The sequence below is a fragment of the Streptomyces abyssomicinicus genome (assembly GCF_008974245.1).
Classification (GTDB): Bacteria; Actinomycetota; Actinomycetes; order Streptomycetales; family Streptomycetaceae; genus Streptomyces; species Streptomyces abyssomicinicus.
This window is the reverse complement of the sequence record NZ_BBZI01000009.1, coordinates 302,664-320,103: the sequence shown is the minus strand read 5'-3', so window position 1 is coordinate 320,103 and position 17,440 is coordinate 302,664. Positions and strand designations below refer to the sequence as shown.

Annotated in this window: 13 protein-coding genes; 6 read left to right on the top strand and 7 right to left on the bottom strand. The window is 72.5% G+C overall.

Annotated elements, in window-relative coordinates; translation table 11 throughout:
- A complete protein-coding gene (locus tag GBN72_RS21780) occupies nt 1-1,446 on the top strand; it encodes a dihydrolipoamide acetyltransferase family protein (RefSeq protein WP_151773560.1) in 1,446 nt (481 codons plus the stop codon).
- A 139-nt stretch (nt 1,447-1,585) separates the two neighbouring features.
- Here the strand turns inward: GBN72_RS21780 and GBN72_RS21775 are convergent, their stop codons facing one another.
- On the bottom strand, nt 1,586-2,548 hold the full coding sequence (locus tag GBN72_RS21775) for a D-alanyl-D-alanine carboxypeptidase family protein (RefSeq protein ID WP_246212744.1): 963 nt from the start codon (nt 2,546-2,548) through the stop codon (nt 1,586-1,588).
- A gap of 207 nt (nt 2,549-2,755) precedes the next feature.
- On the opposite strand from GBN72_RS21775, the gene GBN72_RS21770 reads away from it, so the two are divergent.
- Complete coding sequence (locus GBN72_RS21770) at nt 2,756-3,406, top strand: GntR family transcriptional regulator (protein ID WP_151773558.1); 651 nt, start codon at nt 2,756-2,758, stop codon at nt 3,404-3,406.
- Nucleotides 3,403-4,734, top strand: coding sequence for an MFS transporter (locus tag GBN72_RS21765; RefSeq protein ID WP_151773557.1), 1,332 nt, complete (start codon nt 3,403-3,405; stop codon nt 4,732-4,734). Before GBN72_RS21770 ends, GBN72_RS21765 begins: the two co-directional genes overlap by 4 nt.
- A gap of 49 nt (nt 4,735-4,783) precedes the next feature.
- On the opposite strand, the gene GBN72_RS21760 is transcribed toward GBN72_RS21765, so the two are convergent.
- Complete coding sequence (locus GBN72_RS21760) at nt 4,784-5,608, bottom strand: maleylpyruvate isomerase family mycothiol-dependent enzyme (protein WP_151773556.1); 825 nt, start codon at nt 5,606-5,608, stop codon at nt 4,784-4,786.
- A gap of 146 nt (nt 5,609-5,754) precedes the next feature.
- Here GBN72_RS21760 and GBN72_RS21755 point away from each other — a divergent pair, with 146 nt between their 5' ends.
- Complete coding sequence (locus GBN72_RS21755; RefSeq protein WP_151773781.1) at nt 5,755-6,558, top strand: carbon-nitrogen family hydrolase; 804 nt, start codon at nt 5,755-5,757, stop codon at nt 6,556-6,558.
- Nucleotides 6,559-6,622: 64 nt separating this feature from the next.
- Here the strand turns inward: GBN72_RS21755 and GBN72_RS21750 are convergent, their stop codons facing one another.
- Together GBN72_RS21750 and GBN72_RS21745 are read right to left on the bottom strand one after the other, a co-directional pair.
- On the bottom strand, nt 6,623-8,746 hold the full coding sequence (locus tag GBN72_RS21750; RefSeq protein ID WP_151773555.1) for a YncE family protein: 2,124 nt from the start codon (nt 8,744-8,746) through the stop codon (nt 6,623-6,625).
- Between the two features lie 1,289 nt (nt 8,747-10,035).
- On the bottom strand, nt 10,036-10,539 hold the full coding sequence (locus tag GBN72_RS21745) for an LURP-one-related/scramblase family protein (RefSeq protein WP_151773554.1): 504 nt from the start codon (nt 10,537-10,539) through the stop codon (nt 10,036-10,038).
- 120 nt (nt 10,540-10,659) lie between these two features.
- Here GBN72_RS21745 and GBN72_RS21740 point away from each other — a divergent pair, with 120 nt between their 5' ends.
- Entirely contained in the window at nt 10,660-12,483 is a 1,824-nt protein-coding gene (locus tag GBN72_RS21740) for a thioredoxin-like domain-containing protein (protein ID WP_151773553.1), read from the top strand.
- Between the two features lie 113 nt (nt 12,484-12,596).
- Here GBN72_RS21740 and GBN72_RS21735 read toward each other — a convergent pair whose 3' ends face one another.
- The 3 genes from GBN72_RS21735 to GBN72_RS21725 form a co-directional block, all read right to left on the bottom strand.
- A complete protein-coding gene (locus GBN72_RS21735; protein ID WP_151773552.1) occupies nt 12,597-12,818 on the bottom strand; it encodes a DUF6458 family protein in 222 nt (73 codons plus the stop codon).
- Nucleotides 12,819-12,898: 80 nt separating this feature from the next.
- Entirely contained in the window at nt 12,899-14,194 is a 1,296-nt protein-coding gene (locus tag GBN72_RS21730; protein ID WP_151773551.1) for a M18 family aminopeptidase, read from the bottom strand.
- A 115-nt stretch (nt 14,195-14,309) separates the two neighbouring features.
- Nucleotides 14,310-16,130 carry an acyl-CoA dehydrogenase gene (locus GBN72_RS21725; protein ID WP_151773550.1) on the bottom strand — a complete coding sequence of 607 codons (1,821 nt, stop codon included), beginning with the start codon at nt 16,128-16,130 and terminating at the stop codon, nt 14,310-14,312.
- A gap of 276 nt (nt 16,131-16,406) precedes the next feature.
- On the opposite strand from GBN72_RS21725, the gene GBN72_RS21720 reads away from it, so the two are divergent.
- Nucleotides 16,407-17,438: an endonuclease/exonuclease/phosphatase family protein gene (locus GBN72_RS21720; RefSeq protein WP_151773549.1), complete on the top strand. Its 1,032-nt coding sequence runs from the start codon at nt 16,407-16,409 to the stop codon at nt 17,436-17,438.
- Nucleotides 17,439-17,440: the final 2 nt, after the last annotated feature.

The window sequence follows — 17,440 nt, the reverse complement described above, 5'->3', positions numbered from 1 at the left end:
ATGAGCACCTCCGTGCGCGAGTTCAAGATGCCCGACGTGGGCGAGGGCCTCACCGAGGCCGAGATCCTGAAGTGGTACGTCCAGCCGGGTGACACGGTCACCGACGGCCAGGTCGTCTGCGAGGTCGAGACCGCCAAGGCGGCCGTCGAGCTGCCCATCCCGTACGACGGTGTGGTGCGCGCCCTGCACTTCCCGGAGGGCACCACGGTCGACGTGGGCACGTCCATCATCGCGGTGGACGTGGCCGGCGGCGCCCCCGCCGTGGAGGACGCGGCGCCCGCGGCCGAGGCGCCCGCCGCGGCCCCGGCCGGTGCCGAGGAGGCCAAGCCGCAGGGGCGGCAGCCGGTGCTGGTCGGGTACGGCGTGGTGGAGTCCTCCACGCGCCGCCGCCCCCGCAAGGGTGCCGCGGCACCGGCCGCCGCCGAGGCGCCCGCTGCCCCCGCGCCCGCCCCGGCCCCCGCGCCCGTCGCGGTCAACGGACACGGCGCGACGGCGGGCGTTCCCGGCGCACCGGAGCGCCCGCTGGCGAAGCCGCCGGTGCGGAAGCTGGCCAAGGACCTCGGTGTCGACCTGTGGGCGGTCCGTCCGACCGGCCCCGACGGGATCATCACCCGGGCCGACGTCCAGGCCGCCGCGGCCGCCGCCGTGCCCGAGGTCCAGGCCCCGGAGCCGGTGGCCGAGGCGCCGCAGGCGGTCCGGGCCGCCGCGCCCGTCACCGCCGCGCCCGTCGCCCCGGCCGCCGGCGCGCGGGAGACCCGGATCCCGGTCAAGGGCGTCCGCAAGGCCACCGCCCAGGCGATGGTCGGCTCCGCCTTCACCGCCCCGCACGTCACCGAGTTCGTGACGGTGGACGTGACGCGGACGATGAAGCTGGTCCAGGAGCTCAAGCAGGACCCGGACCTGGCGGGCGTGCGGGTCAACCCGCTGCTGCTGGTCGCCAAGGCCCTGCTGGTCGCCATCCGGCGCAACCCCGGGATCAACGCGTCCTGGGACGAGGCCAACCAGGAGATCGTCGAGAAGCACTACGTCAACCTGGGTATCGCGGCGGCCACGCCGCGTGGGCTGATCGTGCCGAACATCAAGGACGCGCACGCCAAGACGCTGCCGGAGCTGGCGGCGTCACTGGGCGAGCTGGTGGCGACGGCCCGTGAGGGGCGGACCGCCCCGGCCGACATGCAGGGCGGCACCGTCACCATCACCAACGTGGGCGTCTTCGGCGTCGACACCGGGACGCCGATCCTCAACCCGGGGGAGGCGGCGATCCTGGCGTTCGGGGCGGTCAAGCCCCAGCCGTGGGTCCACAAGGGCAAGGTCAAGCCGCGGCAGGTCACCACGCTCGCCCTCTCCTTCGACCACCGGCTGGTCGACGGCGAGCTCGGCTCCAAGGTGCTGGCCGACGTCGCGGCGGTGCTGGAGCACCCGAAGCGGCTGATCACCTGGGCCTGATCAACAGCGCCTGATCAACAGCGCCTGATCACGGCCCGGCACGGCGGGGGCCCGCCACGCGCACGCGTGGCGGGCCCCCGCGCCGTTGCCGGCGGTCTCACCCAGGCGGTCTCACCCAGGCGGTCTCACCCAGGCGGTCTCATCCCACGCGGGCGAAGCCGTGGTTCAGCAGACGGGTCGCGTCGGTGGTGCGCTGCGCCGACGACGTCGAGGCCAGCACCGTGCCGATCACCGTCTTGCCGTTGCGGGTGGCCGAGAACACCAGGCAGTAGCCGGCGACCTGGCCCGAGCCGGTCTTCACGCCGGTCGCCCCGCTGTAGCTGCCGAGCAGCGGGTTGGTGTTCTTCCAGGTCGCCATCGTGCGGGTGGAGCCGCTCTTGGTGACGGTCTTCGCGGTGTACGACTTGGTCTTCACCACGGAACGGAAGGTCGAGTTCTTCATCGCGTCGCGGGCCAGCTTGGTCAGGTCGCGCGGCGTCGAGTAGTTGGAGCCGTTGCTGATGCCGTCGAACGAGTCGAAGTGCGTGTTGGTCATGCCGAGCTTCTTCGCGGTGGTGTTCATCTTGCCGATGAACGACTTCACCCGCGCGTCCCGCGTCGTGCCGGTTCCGTACTTGTCGGCGAGCGCGTAGGCCGCGTCGCAGCCGGAGGGCAGCATCAGGCCGTGGAGGAGCTGGCGGACGGTCACCTTGTCGCCGACGACCAGGTTCGCCGAGGAGGCGCCCTTCCTGACCACATAGTCCTTGTACGCCTGCTGGATGGTCACCTTGGCGTCGAGATTCAGGTTCGGCTGGCTGAGCACCACCTCGGCCGTCATGATCTTGGTGGTGGAGCCGGTGGGCCGTCGGGTGTCGGCCGCCTTGCTGAAGGTGGTCCGGCCGTGCTCGCTCTCCATCACGAAGCCGCCCTTGGCGACGATGCTGGGCGAGGTCACGCTCTTCAGCGGCGGCGGGACCGCGGCGACGGGGCGGCCGGGCGAGTTGTTCACCGGGGCGGCGTGTGCGGGCGCCGCGGCGAGCGTCCCGCCGAGGAGCAACGCGCCTCCGGTGACGAGGGAGACCGCGGCTCTGTGCGGGCGGCGGCTTCCGATGCCGGTCTTCACGTGGGGAACCCCCGGATGTGATGTGCCCCTGAACGCTCCCTGGGGCAGGGCGCCGCCGCGGGATACGGCGGTGCGTGATGTCCGACGACTACCGGGGCCCATAGGTTGCGCGCGGAGGAGGGGTGTTTTTCCCCGTTTCCGGTCCGAGGGCCGTCCGCATGCCGGATCCGGGAACGGATGCGCACGTGTTGTATCTATGCTGTCCGCATGACCGCCCCGCCGAAGCAGCCGCCCGCCGCCGAGCGGGTCTACATCCACATCAAGCAATCAGTCCTCGACCGGACGTACGAGGGAGGCAGTCTTCTCACCGAGGGCGAACTCGCCGAGGCGGTGGGGGTGTCCCGCACCCCGGTGCGGGAGGCGCTGCTGCGGCTCGAGGCGGAAGGGCTGATCAAGCTCTATCCCAAGAAGGGCGCGCTGGTCCTGCCGGTCACCGCGCAGGAGATCGCGGACGTGGTGGAGACCCGGCTGCTGGTGGAGGAGTACGCGGCCCGCAAGGCGGTGCCCGCTCCGCCGCGGCTGATCGCCCGTCTGGAGGAACTGCTGGAGCAGCAGCGGCAGCAGGCGGCCGGCGGGGACTACGCGGCCGCCGCGGTCACCGACCGCTGCTTCCACGCCGAGATCGTCCGCAGCGGCGGGAACGCGATCCTCTCCCACCTCTACGACCAGCTCCGCGACCGGCAGTTGCGGATGGGCGCCGCGGTGATGCACTCGCACCCCGACCGGGTGGCCAAGACCCTGGTCGAGCACGGGGAGATCCTGGACGCGCTGCGTGCGGGCGACGCCGACCGGGCGGTCGAGGCCGTGCACGGGCACGTGGGCTGGTTCTCCCACCTGGCACGCGGGGAGGCCCGATGACCGACGGATCCCCCGCCCGGGCCGCCGGGGTGGAACGCGCCGGGCCGCACACGCCGCCGCCGGACCCGCCGGGCGGCGGGCGGGCCGTGGCCGTCTGGTCGGTGGGTGTCTCGGTCTACTTCGTGGCCGTCCTCTTCCGCACCTCACTGGGCGTGTCCGGCCTGGACGCGGTGGAGCGCTTCCACGTCAGCGCCTCCGCGCTCTCCACCTTCTCGATGCTGCAACTGCTGGTCTACGCGGGGATGCAGATCCCGGTGGGCCTGCTGCTGGACCGTTTCGGCACCAAGAGGGTGCTGGTCGTCGGGTGTGTGCTCTTCACGCTGGGGCAGCTCGGTTTCGCGCTGGCGCCCTCGTACGGCATGGCGCTGGTCTCCCGCGCGCTGCTGGGCTGCGGCGACGCGCTGACCTTCCTCAGCGTGCTGCGGCTCGGCGCGCGCTGGTTCCCCGCGAGGCGCGGGCCGCTGATCGGGCAGCTCGCCGGTCTGATCGGGCAGGGCGGCAACGTGGTCTCCACCCTGGTGCTCTCCCGGGCGCTGACGCAGTTCGGGTGGACGGCGTCGTTCGTCGGCAGCGCGCTGTGCGGCGTGGTGGTGCTGGTGCTGACCCTGCTCTTCCTCAAGGACCATCCGGACGGGTACGGCACCGAGCGGACCGGCCACCGCGGGGCCCGGTACGTGCGGCACCAGATCACCGAGTCCTGGCGCGAGCCGGGGACGCGGCTGGGGATGTGGACCCACTTCACCACGCAGTTCCCGGCGATGGTCTTCCTGCTGCTGTGGGGCATGCCGTTCCTGGTCGAGGACCAGGGCATGGACCGAGCCCGGGCCGGCACGCTCCTGACGTTGATCGTGCTGGTCAACATGGTGGTCGGCGTGCTCTACGGGCAGCTCGTCGCCCGCCGCCACGGGGCGCGGATGCCGATCGCGCTGGGCACGGTCGGAGCCACCGCGGTGGTGTGGGCGGTGCTGCTGGCCTGGCCGGGGCGGGCCCCGCTGGCGGTCTTCGCGTTGCTCTGCCTGGTTCTGGGCGCGTGCGGGCCGGCTTCGATGATCGGGTTCGACTTCTCGCGTCCGGCGAATCCGGCGGAGCGGCAGGGGACGGCTTCGGGGATCACCAACATCGGCGGGTTCACCGCGTCGATGACGACGCTGCTGGCCATCGGGGTCCTGCTGGACCTCACCGGGGACGACTACCGGGTCGCGTTCGGCGTCGTGTTCGTGGTGCAGGCGCTGGGTGTCTCCCAGATGCTGCGGCTGGGGCGCGCTGCCGCACGCCGTGAGCGGGAGCGGCTCACGGCGGGACGCGTCGCGGTGGTGCACAAGCCGTAGCGGCCGCGGGGGGCGGTGGGGGCGGCCCGCGGCGGCCCCGCCCCGAGGCTCACCGGGTGACGGTGAACTCCCGGAGGATGGCGGCCGCCAGCTCGAGGTCGCCCTCCTCCTTGACGCGGTCGGCGACCGCGGCCGGCCTCACCCGGCCGCAGGCCAGCTGGACGTAGGTCTCCCAGTCCAGGGTGAGGGTGGCCGCCGGGCCGAGGGCCGGGGCCGTCTCCACCGTGCCCCGCCCGCGGATGTCGACGCGGACCGTGCGGAGGAACTCCAGCGGGCCGTGCACGTCGACGACCACGGCCGAGCTGCGCGGCGCGCCCGCACGCTCGGCGACGACCTCCGGCAGCGCGTCCAGCAGGTAGTCGCGGGCGACCAGCGCGCCCGGCGAGTCCCAGTTCCCCGGCACGCCGAGCGCCGCGCGCAGGTCCTGCTCGTGCACCCAGACGTCGAAGGCGTGGTGGCGCATCGACTCCTCCAGGGTGATCTCCCGCCCGAGGTGACCGCGCACCACGGTGTCCGGCTGCCGGGTCTCGTTGCGCAGCTGCCGGTTGCGGCGGATCACCGTGTACTCCAGCTCGGAGGTCATCTCCGGCGCCGTGTGGTGCCGACGTACGTCGACCTGCATCTCCATGTACCGCTGGTGCTCCGTCGTCACGTGGTACAGGTCGCGCGGCAGGGAGTGGATCGGGCGGGGGTCCCCGAGCATCTCGCAGTCCAGCCCGATGACATGCGACACGACGTCCCGGACGGACCATCCCGGGCAGGGCGTCCGCCGGTTCCACTCGCCCTCGACGAGGGGCTGCACCAGCTCGGATATCGCCTCGATCGAGTGAGTCCAGGCGTCGGCGTAGGGCTGAAGGGCAGGATGCAGACTCACGGAACGGGACCCCTCGGGCGGTTGGTTCTCGGGCAGTGCCAGCGTCTTGAAGAGCTAAGTTACGCTGCGGGGAGGTACCCCGGCAGAGCTTTCGTGTGACGATCGTAGAGCGGGGTGGAGGACTCGACGGTCAGGGCGGTGGTACGGTGCGCGCCTCTCTTCTCCAGATGCGTGTGGACGAAGGCGAATCGGTCGGGGAGCGCCGGCTGCGGGCCTCCGCGCTGGTGCGCGGGCAGGCCGGAGCGGATCTGGTCGTCCTGCCGGAACTGTGGACCACCGGCGCCTTCGCCTTCGAGGACTTCGACGCCTGGGCCGAGCCGTTGAAGGGCCCCACCCACGACGCCATGTCCGCCGCGGCGCGCGACGCCGGCGTCTGGCTGCACGCCGGGTCGATCCCGGAGCGCTCGGACGACGGCACGCTGTTCAACACCGCCCTGGTCTTCGCGCCCTCCGGTGAACTGGCCGCCTCCTACCGGAAGATCCACCGCTTCGGCTTCGACAAGGGCGAGGCCGTGCTGATGGGCGCGGGCGGCGACCTGGTCACCGTCGCGCTGCCACAGACCACGCTGGGGCTGGGCACCTGTTACGACCTCCGTTTCCCCGAGCTGTTCCGCGGGCTGGTCGACGCGGGGGCGCAGACGCTCGTCGTCCCGGCCGGGTGGCCGGAGCGGCGCCGCGCGCACTGGACCCTGCTCGCCCGGGCGCGGGCGGTGGAGAACCAGTGCTTCGTCCTCGCCTGTGGAACGGCGGGGACGCACGCGGGAGTTCCGCAGGCGGGTCACTCGATCGTGGTGGATCCGTGGGGCGAGGTGCTCGCCGAGGCGGGTGGCGGGGAGGAGATCCTCACCGTCGACTTCGACCCGGCCCGTGTCGTCGCGGACACCCGCCACGCGTTCCCCGTGCTCAAGGACCGCCGCCTCGGCCTGCCCACGCCGCCCCGCCCGGCCTGAGGCCCCCGCACACAGCGCGACGCCGTGTCCCGGAGTTCCGGGACACGGCGTCGTCGTGCGGGCGTCAGTTGGTGAAGTACAGGTACTTCCAGGAGCCGTACGTCGTGGAGTTGACGTTGTCGCCGGACGAGTTGTTGATGTAGTTCGTCCGGACCCGGGCCTTGATGCCGGCCTCGCCGGCGGCGCCCATGTTCACCGTGATCTTGCCGGTGCTGCTCAGCTTGAAGTACTCCGAGCCGCCGGAGTACCACGTGCCGTTGTAGTAGACCTGCACGTCGTAACGCACCTTGCGGCCCGTGTAGTAGCTCATCGTGGTGCTGACGAGCGGGGCCTTGGTCTTGCGGAACCAGTAGTAGTTGTGCGAGCCGACGTAACCGGTCTTGTAGTGGCCGGAGACGGAGTTGGAGATCGAGACCGTGGCGTAGCCGACCGACGTGACCGTCTTGGCCGCGGACTTGGCGTCGCCCTTGAACACGGCGGTCACCGTGGTGTCGCGCTTCATGTCCACGACCGCGGAGATGTTGCCGCTGGAGTTGACCTTGCCCGACTTCAGCAGCTTGTTCGGCTTGTCCGAGCCGAAGGGGTTGGCCCAGATCTCCACCGTGCGGTTGGAGTACGTCTTGCCCAGGTGGGCGGTGAACGTGACGTCCTTGCCGTACGTGTAGACCTTGCCGTTGTTGTTCAGGGTCAGCGAGGTCGAGGTGCGGGGGATGACCACGGTGTCGGACTTGACCACCGAGGTGTGCTTGGCGTCGCCCGCGTACGTCACCCGGTAGACCACGTCACCGCCGGCCGGCGGCGTGTCCGTGAAGCTGAACGTCCCGTCCGCCTTGGCCGTCACCGACGCGAGCGCCTTGCCGCTGGGGCTGGACACGTCGATGCGGGCGACCGACAGCTTCACCCCGGCCGGCAGCGGGACCGTCGCCGTGATCTTGCCGGTGACGGTGAGCTTGGTGCCGATGGTGCCCTTGGAGGGGGCGCTGACGGTCAGGGTCGGGACGTTGAGCTTGGGGCCGGTGAAGGCCTTCAGGGTGTAGGTCCCGTTCGACGCCACGAGGGCGAAGAGCCGCGACGCGTCCGGGGCCCAGGTCACGTCGGCGGTGGTGCCGCCGGCGGAGAGGGTGCGCAGCGGCTGGGTGCCGTTGGGCGCGTAGACGGAGATCGTGTCGTCGACGAAGTTGGCGACGGTGCCGTCACGGTTGACGTCGGCCTGGTAACCGGTGACCGGGTAGCCGCCGGCGTCGGCGAACGTGCCGTTCGCGTACGACAGCCGCTTGTTGCCGTTGATGAGCACCTGCGAGCCGCCCGGCACCAGGTCGATGTCACCGATGCCCCAGGTCAGCGAGTAGTTGCCGCCGTGGTGGGCGACCACCTCCGGCGTGCCGGAGGAGACGTCCAGGACCGAGACGGAACCGGTGCTGATGCCGACCTCACCCATGGCCAGCAGACCCGGCGAGGAGGGGTCGGTGTCCAGGTCGGCCGGGTCGTACCACATGGAGCCGTGCGGGGAGAGCCCCATCCTGACCGGCCCGTCCTCCTCGGAGGCCGTGGAGAGCTCCGCCGGGGCGGGCTCGGTGGGCTCCGCGGGAGGCTCGGTCGGCTCGACGGGCGGCTCGACCGGCGGTTCCGTGGGCTCGACGGGCGGCTCGACCGGCGGTTCCGTGGGCTCGACGGGCGGCTCGACCGGCTCGACGGGCGGTTCCGTGGGCTCGACCGGCGGCTCCGGCGCGGTCCAGTTGGGGTCGATCGACCCCAGGTTGCCGTCCCACTGGTCGCCGTAGCTGAACCAGACCTTGCCGGCGGTAAAGGCGATCCCCCGGGGGCCCTCGGTGGTGTCGATGGTCCAGCGGCCGGTGACCGCGAGCGACCCCGCGTCGAAGGCCACGACCTCGTGGCTGCCCTCGGCCGCGGCGTACAGGGTGGAACCGTCGTCGGAGAGCACCAGACCGGTGACGCCCGGAACGCCGGAGACCTTCTTGATGAGGGCGCCGGACCAGTCGGCGACCGTGATGGTGCCGCCGCTGCGGTCGGCGACGAAGACGCGCTGGAGGCCCGCGTGGGCCACCATGCCGCCGGGTGCGGCGACGGAGGCGGCGGCCGAGGCGGTCCCGGCCGCGGTGACGGTCAGTGCCGCCGAGCTGAAGAGGACGGCGAGAGCCGTCGCGGTGGAGATGCTGCGCCTGCGCACAGGTGGTGTACCCCCCAAGTGGCCCGGTGATCGCCGGGCACGAAGGTCGCGCGACAACACACGCGTGACACCGCCATCGAGTGGTCCGAGTGGCTGGTGATGCACGCGGGGCGCGACTGCTGGGAGCAGCATATGACGTGCCTGTGACAAGAGAACAGCGGGATTCCTCGCAGAATCTCCACAGCCTCGACCGCTCCTCCTCCTGTCCCGCGGCAGGCGGTCGCACCGGGCGGTCAGACACACGGGCAGTCAGGCCGGGCGGTGGGCGGCGGTCAGGCAGACAGGCAACCGGGCCGACGGGCGGGACGGCTGTCAGGCAGACAGGCCGCCCGGGTGGGCAGACGGTCAGCCGGGCCGGCGGGACGGCTGTCGGGCAGACAGGCGGGCGGGCAAGCGGTCAGTTGGGCTGGCGAGCAGGCACACAGACAGGCCGGCAGACGAGCAGGCTTGGCGGGCCGAGGGGCCGAGGGGCCGAGGGGCCGAGGGGCCGACGGGCCGGCGGTCAGGCAGGCGGGCTGGCAAGCGGTCAGCTTGGTCGGCCGGGTGGGCCGGTCGGGCAGGGCAGACTGGCCGGGCGGCGTCCGCCCCGGCGGTCGGGCAGGCGGGCCGGCCGGCGGTCGGGCAGGGCTGGCAAGCGGTCAGCTGAGCCGGCCGGGTGGGCCGGGCGGCCAGGTGGTCAGGCCGGGCGGCGGTCAGGCAGTCAGGCAACCGGGCCGACGGGCGGGACGGCTGTCAGGCAGACAGGCCGCCCGGGTGGGCAGGCGGGCAGACGGTCAGCCGGGCCGGCGGGACGGCTGTCGGGCAGACAGGCGGGCGGGCAAGCGGTCAGTTGGGCCGGCGAGCAGGCACACAGACAGGCCGGCAGACAAGCAGGCTTGGCGGGCCGAGGGGCCGAGGGGCCGACGGTCGGGCAGGCAGGCAGGCAGGCCGGCCGGCGGGCAGGCAGGGCAGGCGGGCGGGCGGGCAAGCGGTCAGTTGGGCCGGCCGGCGGGCGGCGGGCGGTGGGCGGCGGTCAGGCAGACAGGCAACCGGGCCGACGGGCGGGACGGCTGTCAGGCAGACAGGCGGTCAGGCACGCAGGCCGGCCGGCGGGCAGACAAGCAGGCTTGGCGGGCTGAGGGCCGAGGGGCCGAGGGGCCGACGGGCCGGCGGTCGGGCAGGCAGGCCGGCCGGCGGTCAGGCAGGTCAGGCAGGCGGGCGGGCAAGGGGTCAGCTGGGCCGGCCGGGTGGGCCGGGCGGCCAGGCGGTCGGGCAGGGCAGACTGGCCCGGCGGCGTCCGCCCCGGCGCCCTACTCGCCGCCGCCCGCGCGCTCCTTCTCCGCCAGGTGGATCACGCAGATGGTCACCGCGGCAAGCAGCGCGGGATCGGCGTCCTCGCGGACCACGTCGATGCCGTAGGTGTCCCGCAGGGTCAGCCAGCGGCGGGAGATCACCGCCAGGAGTTCGCCCCGGTGCTCCACGGCGAACTCGCGGTCGGCGATCTTTCCGCTGACGTCCAGCTCCGTGCCGTCGGCCATGGTGACCTTGTAGTGGTTCCGCAGCAGCGACAGCGACTTGCGGCGGACGGTGGCCAGCAGCTCGCCGTCGCGCTCGATCGCCATCGTCGCGCGGAGGGCGACCACCTTCTTGCGGATGACGAGGAGCACCTCCTCCGTACGGCCGTGCTTCAGCTCGAAGGTCTCCCGCAGCCGCATGGCCTTCCCGTCGACCAGGTAGACCTTGTTGCCGTTCTCGTCCTCGATCCAGTAGTCGTCGCCCACGGCGACCAAGCGTTCGCGCACCACGAGTCTCATGGGGGTGGAGTTCCCCACGGAGCGGCCCGGGACGCGGTGAGTACACCGAACGGCGGTCCGTCCGCAGGAGGCGGACGGGGCCCCACGGGCCCCGGAGGACCCCCGTGGCACTCTTGAAGGATGAACGACTCCGCGCCCCGTCGCGCCCGCGTCCGCGCCCCCGAGCTGATCGGCAAGGGTGGCTGGCTGAACACGGGCGGTAAGCAGTACACCCTCGCCGACCTGCGAGGACGCATCGTCGTCCTCGACTTCTGGACCTTCTGCTGCGTGAACTGCCTGCACGTCCTGGACGAGCTGCGGGAGCTGGAGGAGAAGCACCGGGACACCCTGGTGATCATCGGCGTGCACTCGCCGAAGTTCGTCCACGAGGCGGAGCACCAGGCCGTGGTCGACGCGGTCGAGCGGTACGGCGTGGAGCACCCGGTGCTGGACGACCCGGAGCTGGCCACCTGGAAGCAGTACGCGGTCCGTGCCTGGCCGACGCTGGTCGTGATCGACCCCGAGGGCTACGTCGTCGCCCAGCACGCCGGTGAGGGCCACGCGCACGCCATCGAGAAGCTGGTGGAGGAGCTGGAGGCCGAGCACGAGGCGAAGGGCACCCTGCGCCGCGGCGACGGCCCCTACGTGCCGCCGGAGCCGGAGCCCACCACCCTCCGCTTCCCGGGCAAGGCGCTGCTCCTGCCGAGCGGGAACTTCCTGGTCAGCGACACCACCCGGCACCAGCTGGTGGAGCTGGAGGCGGACGGCGAGACGGTCGTGCGCCGGATCGGCGGCGGTTCGCGGGGCCTGGCCGACGGGGACGCGGCGATCGCCCTGTTCAGCGAGCCGCAGGGCCTCGCGCTGCTGGACGACACCACCGTGGTCGTCGCGGACACGGTCAACCACGCGCTGCGCCGCCTGGACCTGGCCACCGGCGAGGTGACCACGGTGGCCGGCACCGGCCGGCAGTGGATGCAGGGCGAGCCCACCGAGGGTGCGGCCCGCGAGGTCAGCCTCTCCTCGCCGTGGGACGTCGCCCACTGGCAGGGCAAGGTGTGGATCGCCATGGCCGGCGTCCACCAGCTCTGGGCGTGGGACCCGGCGGCCGGCACGGTCGAGGTGACCGCCGGCACCACCAACGAGGGCCTGGTCGACGGACCCGGCCGTGAGGCGTGGTTCGCGCAGCCCTCCGGACTCGCGGTCTCCACCGACGGCGAGCGGCTGTGGCTCGCGGACTCCGAGACCAGCGCGCTGCGCTGGGTGGAGAAGGACGGCGCCGTGCGCACCGCGGTCGGCACCGGGCTCTTCGACTTCGGGCACCGCGACGGCGAGGCCGGGCAGGCGCTGCTCCAGCACCCGCTGGGCGTCACCCCGCTGCCCGACGGCTCGGTCGCGGTCAGCGACACCTACAACCACGCCCTGCGCCGCTTCGACCCCGCCACCGGCGAGGTGACCACGCTCGCCACCGATCTGCGCGAGCCCAGCGACGCGGTACTGGCCGGCGAGGACATCGTGGTCGTCGAGTCGGCCCGGCACCGGCTGACCCGGCTGCGGCTGCCGGAAGAGGCGGTGCGGGTGGAGTCGGTGGCGCACCGTACGCAGCGTGCGGCGACCGAGGTGGCTCCGGGACGGCTGGAACTCGACGTCATCTTCCAGGCGCCCGCGGGCCAGAAGCTGGACACCCGCTACGGGCCGTCGACCCGTCTGCTGGTCTCCTCCACCCCGCCGGAGCTGTTGCTCGCGGGCGAGGGCGCGGACACCGACCTGGGCCGTGCGCTGGAGCTGAACCCGGACGTGGCGGAGGGCGTGCTCCACGTCTCCGCGATGGCCGCGTCCTGCGACGACGACCCGGCGAACGAGTACCCCGCCTGCCATGTGCACCAGCAGGACTGGGGCGTCCCGGTCCGTCTCACGGCCGACGGGGCGACCCGTCTGCCGCTGGTGCTGGCCGGCCTGGACGCGTGACGACGCGTGACGACGCGTACGTCGCGTACGTCGCGTACGTCGCGTACGACGCGTCCGTCGCCGGGGAGCCCCGTCAGGTCCTGACAGGCCCTTGCCGGTCCTGTCAGGTCCTGTCAGTAGTGACGGCGGGGCTCCTCCTCGACGACCGGGGTCGTCGGCGGCATGACCACGCGGCGGCGCCGCGCGATGCTGGTGAAGGTCGCCACTCCGATGAGGCCGACCAGCATCAGGATGATGCCGACCAGGTCGACGTTGACGCCGCTCATCTCCCAGTCCGTGGCGAAGGTGAGGATCGCTCCCACCCCGATCAGGACGATGCATCCGCCCAGGCCCATGAGTTGTTCCTCTCTCGTGAGGATTCTTCGTCAACTCCGGATACCCGGGCGGGTGCCGCCCATGTGTCGTTCAGGCCCCGTCAGCCCTCGAGGAACGCCGCCAGCGCGTTGGCGAGCAGGAACGGGTCGTCGGCGGCGCAGAGTTCGCGGGCGCTGTGCATCGACAGGATGGCCACGCCGATGTCCACGGTGCGGATGCCGTGCCGGGCCGCGGTGATCGGGCCGATGGTGGTGCCGCAGGGCATCGAGTTGTTGGACACGAAGGACTGGTACGGCACGCCGGCCCGCTCGCAGGCCGCCACGAACACCGCGCGGCCCGAACCGTCCGTGGCGTAGCGGTTGTTGACGTTCACCTTGAGGATGGGCCCGCCGCCCGCGCGCGGGTGGTGCGTCGGGTCGTGGCGCTCGGCGTAGTTGGGGTGCACCGCGTGGCCGGTGTCGGAGGAGAGGCAGACGGTGCCGGCGAGGGCGCGTGCCCGGTCCTCCAGGCTGCCGCCGCGGGCCAGCACCGAGCGCTCCAGCACGGTGCCGAGCAGCGGGCCGTCGGCCCCGGTGTCGGACTGCGAGCCGGTCTCCTCGTGGTCGAAGGCGGCCAGCACGGGGATGTGCGTCAGGTCGCCCCGGGCGGCCACGGCGGCCAGCGCGGCGGTGCCGGCGTGCACCGAGAGCAGGTTGTCCATCCGCGGGCCCGCCACCAGTTCGCGGTCGCGGCCCAGGTAGGCGGGGGCCTCCACGGAGTGGACCATCAGGTCCCAGCCGACGGCCGAGCCGCGCTCGAGACCGGCCTCGTTCTCCAGGAAGGCGATCAGGTCGCCCTCGCTGACGTCGTCGCCCAGGCCCCAGACGGGCTGCATGTGGCGCTGCTGGTCGAGCTTGAGGCCGTCGGCGTGGATCGAGCGGTCCATGTGGACGGCGAGCTGCGGCACGCGCAGCAGCGGACGGTCCACGTTCACCAGCCGCTCGGATCCGTCACGCAGGGTGAGCCGGCCGGCCAGGCCCAGGTCGCGGTCGAGCCAGGAGTTGAGGAGCGGGCCGCCGTAGATCTCGACCGCCACCTGCCGCCAGCCGTGCGCGCCGCTGTCCGGGAGGGGCTTGACCCGCAGGTTGGGCGAGTCGGTGTGGGCGCCGACGATGCGGAAGGGGGTGTGCGGGGCGGCGCCCTCCGGGACGTACCAGGCGATCAGCGCGCCGCCGCGGATCACGTAGCACCCGCCGGCCGAGGCGTCCCAGGCGTCCGTCTCCGACAGCGGCCGGAAGCCTGCCTCCCGCAGCTTCTCGGCGGCGTTGGCCACCGCGTGGTACGGCGACGGGGAGGCCGCCAGGTAGGACATGAGGTCGTCGGTGTGGCCGCGGTCGAAGCGGGTTGGTGCGCTCATGGGAGTCAGCCTAGATCCAGCCGGGGAGCGCCGAACGGCAGGGCGGGGCGGCGCCGAAGCACCGCCCCGCCCTGCCGCATCCCGAACCGCTCGGGGGACCTGGGGGAGACCAGGATCAGAACGCCTCTTCGGGCAGCTCCATGATCTCCAGGTCGACGTTCTGCGCGACCTTGCGGGCGAGGGTGACGCCCGGCAGGACGGTCTTGGCGAAGAACTTCGCCGCCGCGATCTTGCCGGTGTAGAACGCCACGTCCTTGCCGGTGGCCGTCTGGAGCTTCTCGACGGCCACGGCCGCGCCCTTGAGCAGCAGGTGGCCGACGATCACGTCGCCGGCGGCCATCAGCAGGCCGGTGGTGTTGAGGCCGACCTTGTAGATGTTCTTGACGTCCTCCTGGGAGGCCATCAGGTCGGTCAGCATCTGCCCGACGATCGCCTCGAGCTCGCCGGCCGCGCGGCCGAGCTGCTCGCGGGCGGCGGCCAGCTCGTCGCCGCCGATGTTCTGGCCGATGAAGGACTTGATCTCCTCGGCGATCGCGGTCAGCGGGGCGCCGCCGGTGCGGACGATCTTCCGGAAGAAGAAGTCCTGGCCCTGGATCGCCGTGGTGCCCTCGTAGAGGGTGTCGATCTTGGAGTCCCGGATGTACTGCTCGATCGGGTACTCCTGCAGGAAGCCCGAGCCGCCGAAGGTCTGGAGCGACTGGGCGAGCTGCTCGTAGCCCTTCTCGGAGCCGTAGCCCTTGACGATCGGGAGCAGCAGGTCGTTGAGGGCGTGCTCGGCGGAGGAGTCCTCGCCGTTCGCCTCCTTGACCTGGATGGCGTCCTGCACGGAGGCGGTGTACGTCACCAGGGCGCGCATGCCCTCGGCGTACGCCTTCTGGGTGAGCAGCGAGCGGCGCACGTCGGGGTGGTGGGTGACGGTGACCTTCGGGGAGCCCTTGCCGCCGGCCAGGTCGTTGCCCTGGACGCGCTCCTTGGCGTACTCCAGCGCGTTGAGGTAGCCGGTGGAGAGGGTGGAGATCGCCTTCGTGCCGACCATCATGCGGGCGAACTCGATGATGAGGAACATCTGGCGGATGCCGTCGTGCTTGTCGCCGATCAGCCAGCCCTTGGCGGGGTGCTGGTCGCCGAAGGTCATCTCGCACGTGTTGGAGGCCTTGAGGCCCATCTTGTGCTCGACGTTGGTGGCGTAGACGCCGTTGCGCTCGCCCAGCTCGCCGGTCTCGAAGTCGAACTCGTACTTCGGGACGAGGAACAGGGACAGGCCCTTGGTGCCGGGACCGGCGCCCTCGGGGCGCGCCAGCACGTAGTGGAGGATGTTCTCCGACATGTCGTGCTCACCGGACGTGATGAAGCGCTTCACGCCCTCGATGTGCCAGGAGCCGTCCTCCTGCTGGACCGCCTTGGTGCGGCCGGCGCCGACGTCCGAACCGGCGTCGGGCTCGGTGAGCACCATGGTGGCGCCCCACTGACGCTCGACGGCGATCTGCGCGATCTTCTTCTGGACGTCGTTGCCCTCGTCGAAGAGGACGCCGGCGAAGGCCGGGCCGGAGGCGTACATCCAGATGGCCGGGTTGGCGCCGAGCAGCAGCTCCGCGTAGGACCAGATCAGGGAGCGCGGCGCGGGGGTGCCGCCGATCTCCTCGGGCAGGCCGAGGCGCCAGTACTCGGAGTCCATGAAGGCCTGGTAGCTCTTCTTGAAGGACGCCGGGACGGGCGCGGTGTTGGTGGTGGGGTCGAACACCGGCGGGTTGCGGTCCGCGTCGGCGAAGGACTCGGCCAGCTCGTTCTCGGCGAGGCGGGTGACCTCTTCGAGAATGCTGCGGGCGGTGTCGACGTCCATCTCCGCGAACGGGCCGGTGCCGTACAGCTTGTCGCGCCCGAGAACCTCGAAGAGGTTGAACTCGATGTCGCGGAGATTCGACTTGTAGTGCCCCATCGACGGCTCCGTAAGGGATCAGGTAGCGGATTCCGGCGGTCTACCGGCAAGTAACAACGATGATGCTACCCGTCGGTAATAAGCCGCAACCCTGCCTGGGTATCTGTGACCGAATACTCCCGGGACGCGTTCCACGTTCCAAGGGGGCGAAAAACACCGAGGGCGGTTTCCGGCCGGGGACCGGCGTCGGGACCGGCGTCCGGGACCGGCGTACGGGCCGCCACCCGTCCGGGGGATCCACCCCCCCGCCCGGCCTCCGTGGGGCACGATGAGGGGGTGGCCGCCACCGAGCAGGAGCAGCAGCGGGAGCCCGCGGCGGCGTCCCGGCGCCGGAGCCCCGCCCGCACCGTGGCCGCCTGGGGCGCCGCCGCGCTGCTGACCGGGGCCACGGCGGTGACCGCCTTCCGCGTCGCCGACGCCGACGGCCCCACGCCCGTGCCCCAGCTGCTCGCCTTCCTGCCCTGGCTGCTGGTGCCGGCCGGGCTGGGTCTGCTCTGCGCGCTGGCCGCCCGCCGCCCCGTCCTGGTGGCCTGGGGAGCGGGCCTGGCCGCGCTCCTCACCTGGTACACCGTCCCGCCGGGCGACGACCGTCCCGTCGAGGGCTCTCCGGTCGCCGGGCTGCGCGTGCTCACCGCGAACGTCCAGTTCGGCCGGGCGGTCGGCGCCGTGGTGGAGACGGTCCGCCGGGAGCGCCCGGACCTGGTCTTCGTCCAGGAGTGCGACCCGGCCTGTCTGGAGACGCTGACCTCCGCCGTCGCCGGGACCCACCCGTACGTCCGTGCCGTGGAGGGCGAGGGCCCCGCCGGTTCGGTCATCGTCTCCCGGCTGCCGCTGGCCCCGGCCGACCCGGTGCCCGCGGAGATGGGCCAGCCCGGGGCCGTCGCCGAGGTGGACGGCCACCGGATGCGCCTCCAGCTCGCCCACCCCGCGCCGCCGACGCCCGGCCGGCTCGGCGCGTGGCGGGAGGAGCTGGAGGGCCTGCGCCGCTGGGCACGGGCCCACGGCCCGGCCGGCGACGCCGGAGCCGCCGGTGAGGACACCCCCGTGATCCTCGCGGGCGACTTCAACGCCTCCCGCGACCACGCCGCCTTCCGCCGCCTCCTGGACGACGGCGGGCTGGCCGACGCGGCCGCCCTGGCCGGGGCCGCCCGGACGGCCAGCTGGCCGGTGACCGGCCGGCCGGTGCCGGGCGTGCAGATCGACCACGTGCTGGTCTCGGCGGACTTCACCGCGCGCGACGCGCGGTTCCTCGCGATGGAGGGCTCGGACCACCGCGCGCTGCTGGTGACCCTCACCCTCCACCGGTGAGA

Coding starts and splice junctions, on each gene's coding strand:
- GBN72_RS21725 (WP_151773550.1), bottom strand. CDS start 16,130: ATGGGGCACTACAAGTCGAATCTCCGCGACATCGAGTTCAACCTCTTC.
- GBN72_RS21735 (WP_151773552.1), bottom strand. CDS start 12,818: ATGGGCCTGGGCGGATGCATCGTCCTGATCGGGGTGGGAGCGATCCTC.
- GBN72_RS21740 (WP_151773553.1), top strand. CDS start 10,660: ATGAACGACTCCGCGCCCCGTCGCGCCCGCGTCCGCGCCCCCGAGCTG.
- GBN72_RS21730 (WP_151773551.1), bottom strand. CDS start 14,194: ATGAGCGCACCAACCCGCTTCGACCGCGGCCACACCGACGACCTCATG.
- GBN72_RS21780 (WP_151773560.1), top strand. CDS start 1: ATGAGCACCTCCGTGCGCGAGTTCAAGATGCCCGACGTGGGCGAGGGC.
- GBN72_RS21770 (WP_151773558.1), top strand. CDS start 2,756: ATGACCGCCCCGCCGAAGCAGCCGCCCGCCGCCGAGCGGGTCTACATC.
- GBN72_RS21745 (WP_151773554.1), bottom strand. CDS start 10,539: ATGAGACTCGTGGTGCGCGAACGCTTGGTCGCCGTGGGCGACGACTAC.
- GBN72_RS21765 (WP_151773557.1), top strand. CDS start 3,403: ATGACCGACGGATCCCCCGCCCGGGCCGCCGGGGTGGAACGCGCCGGG.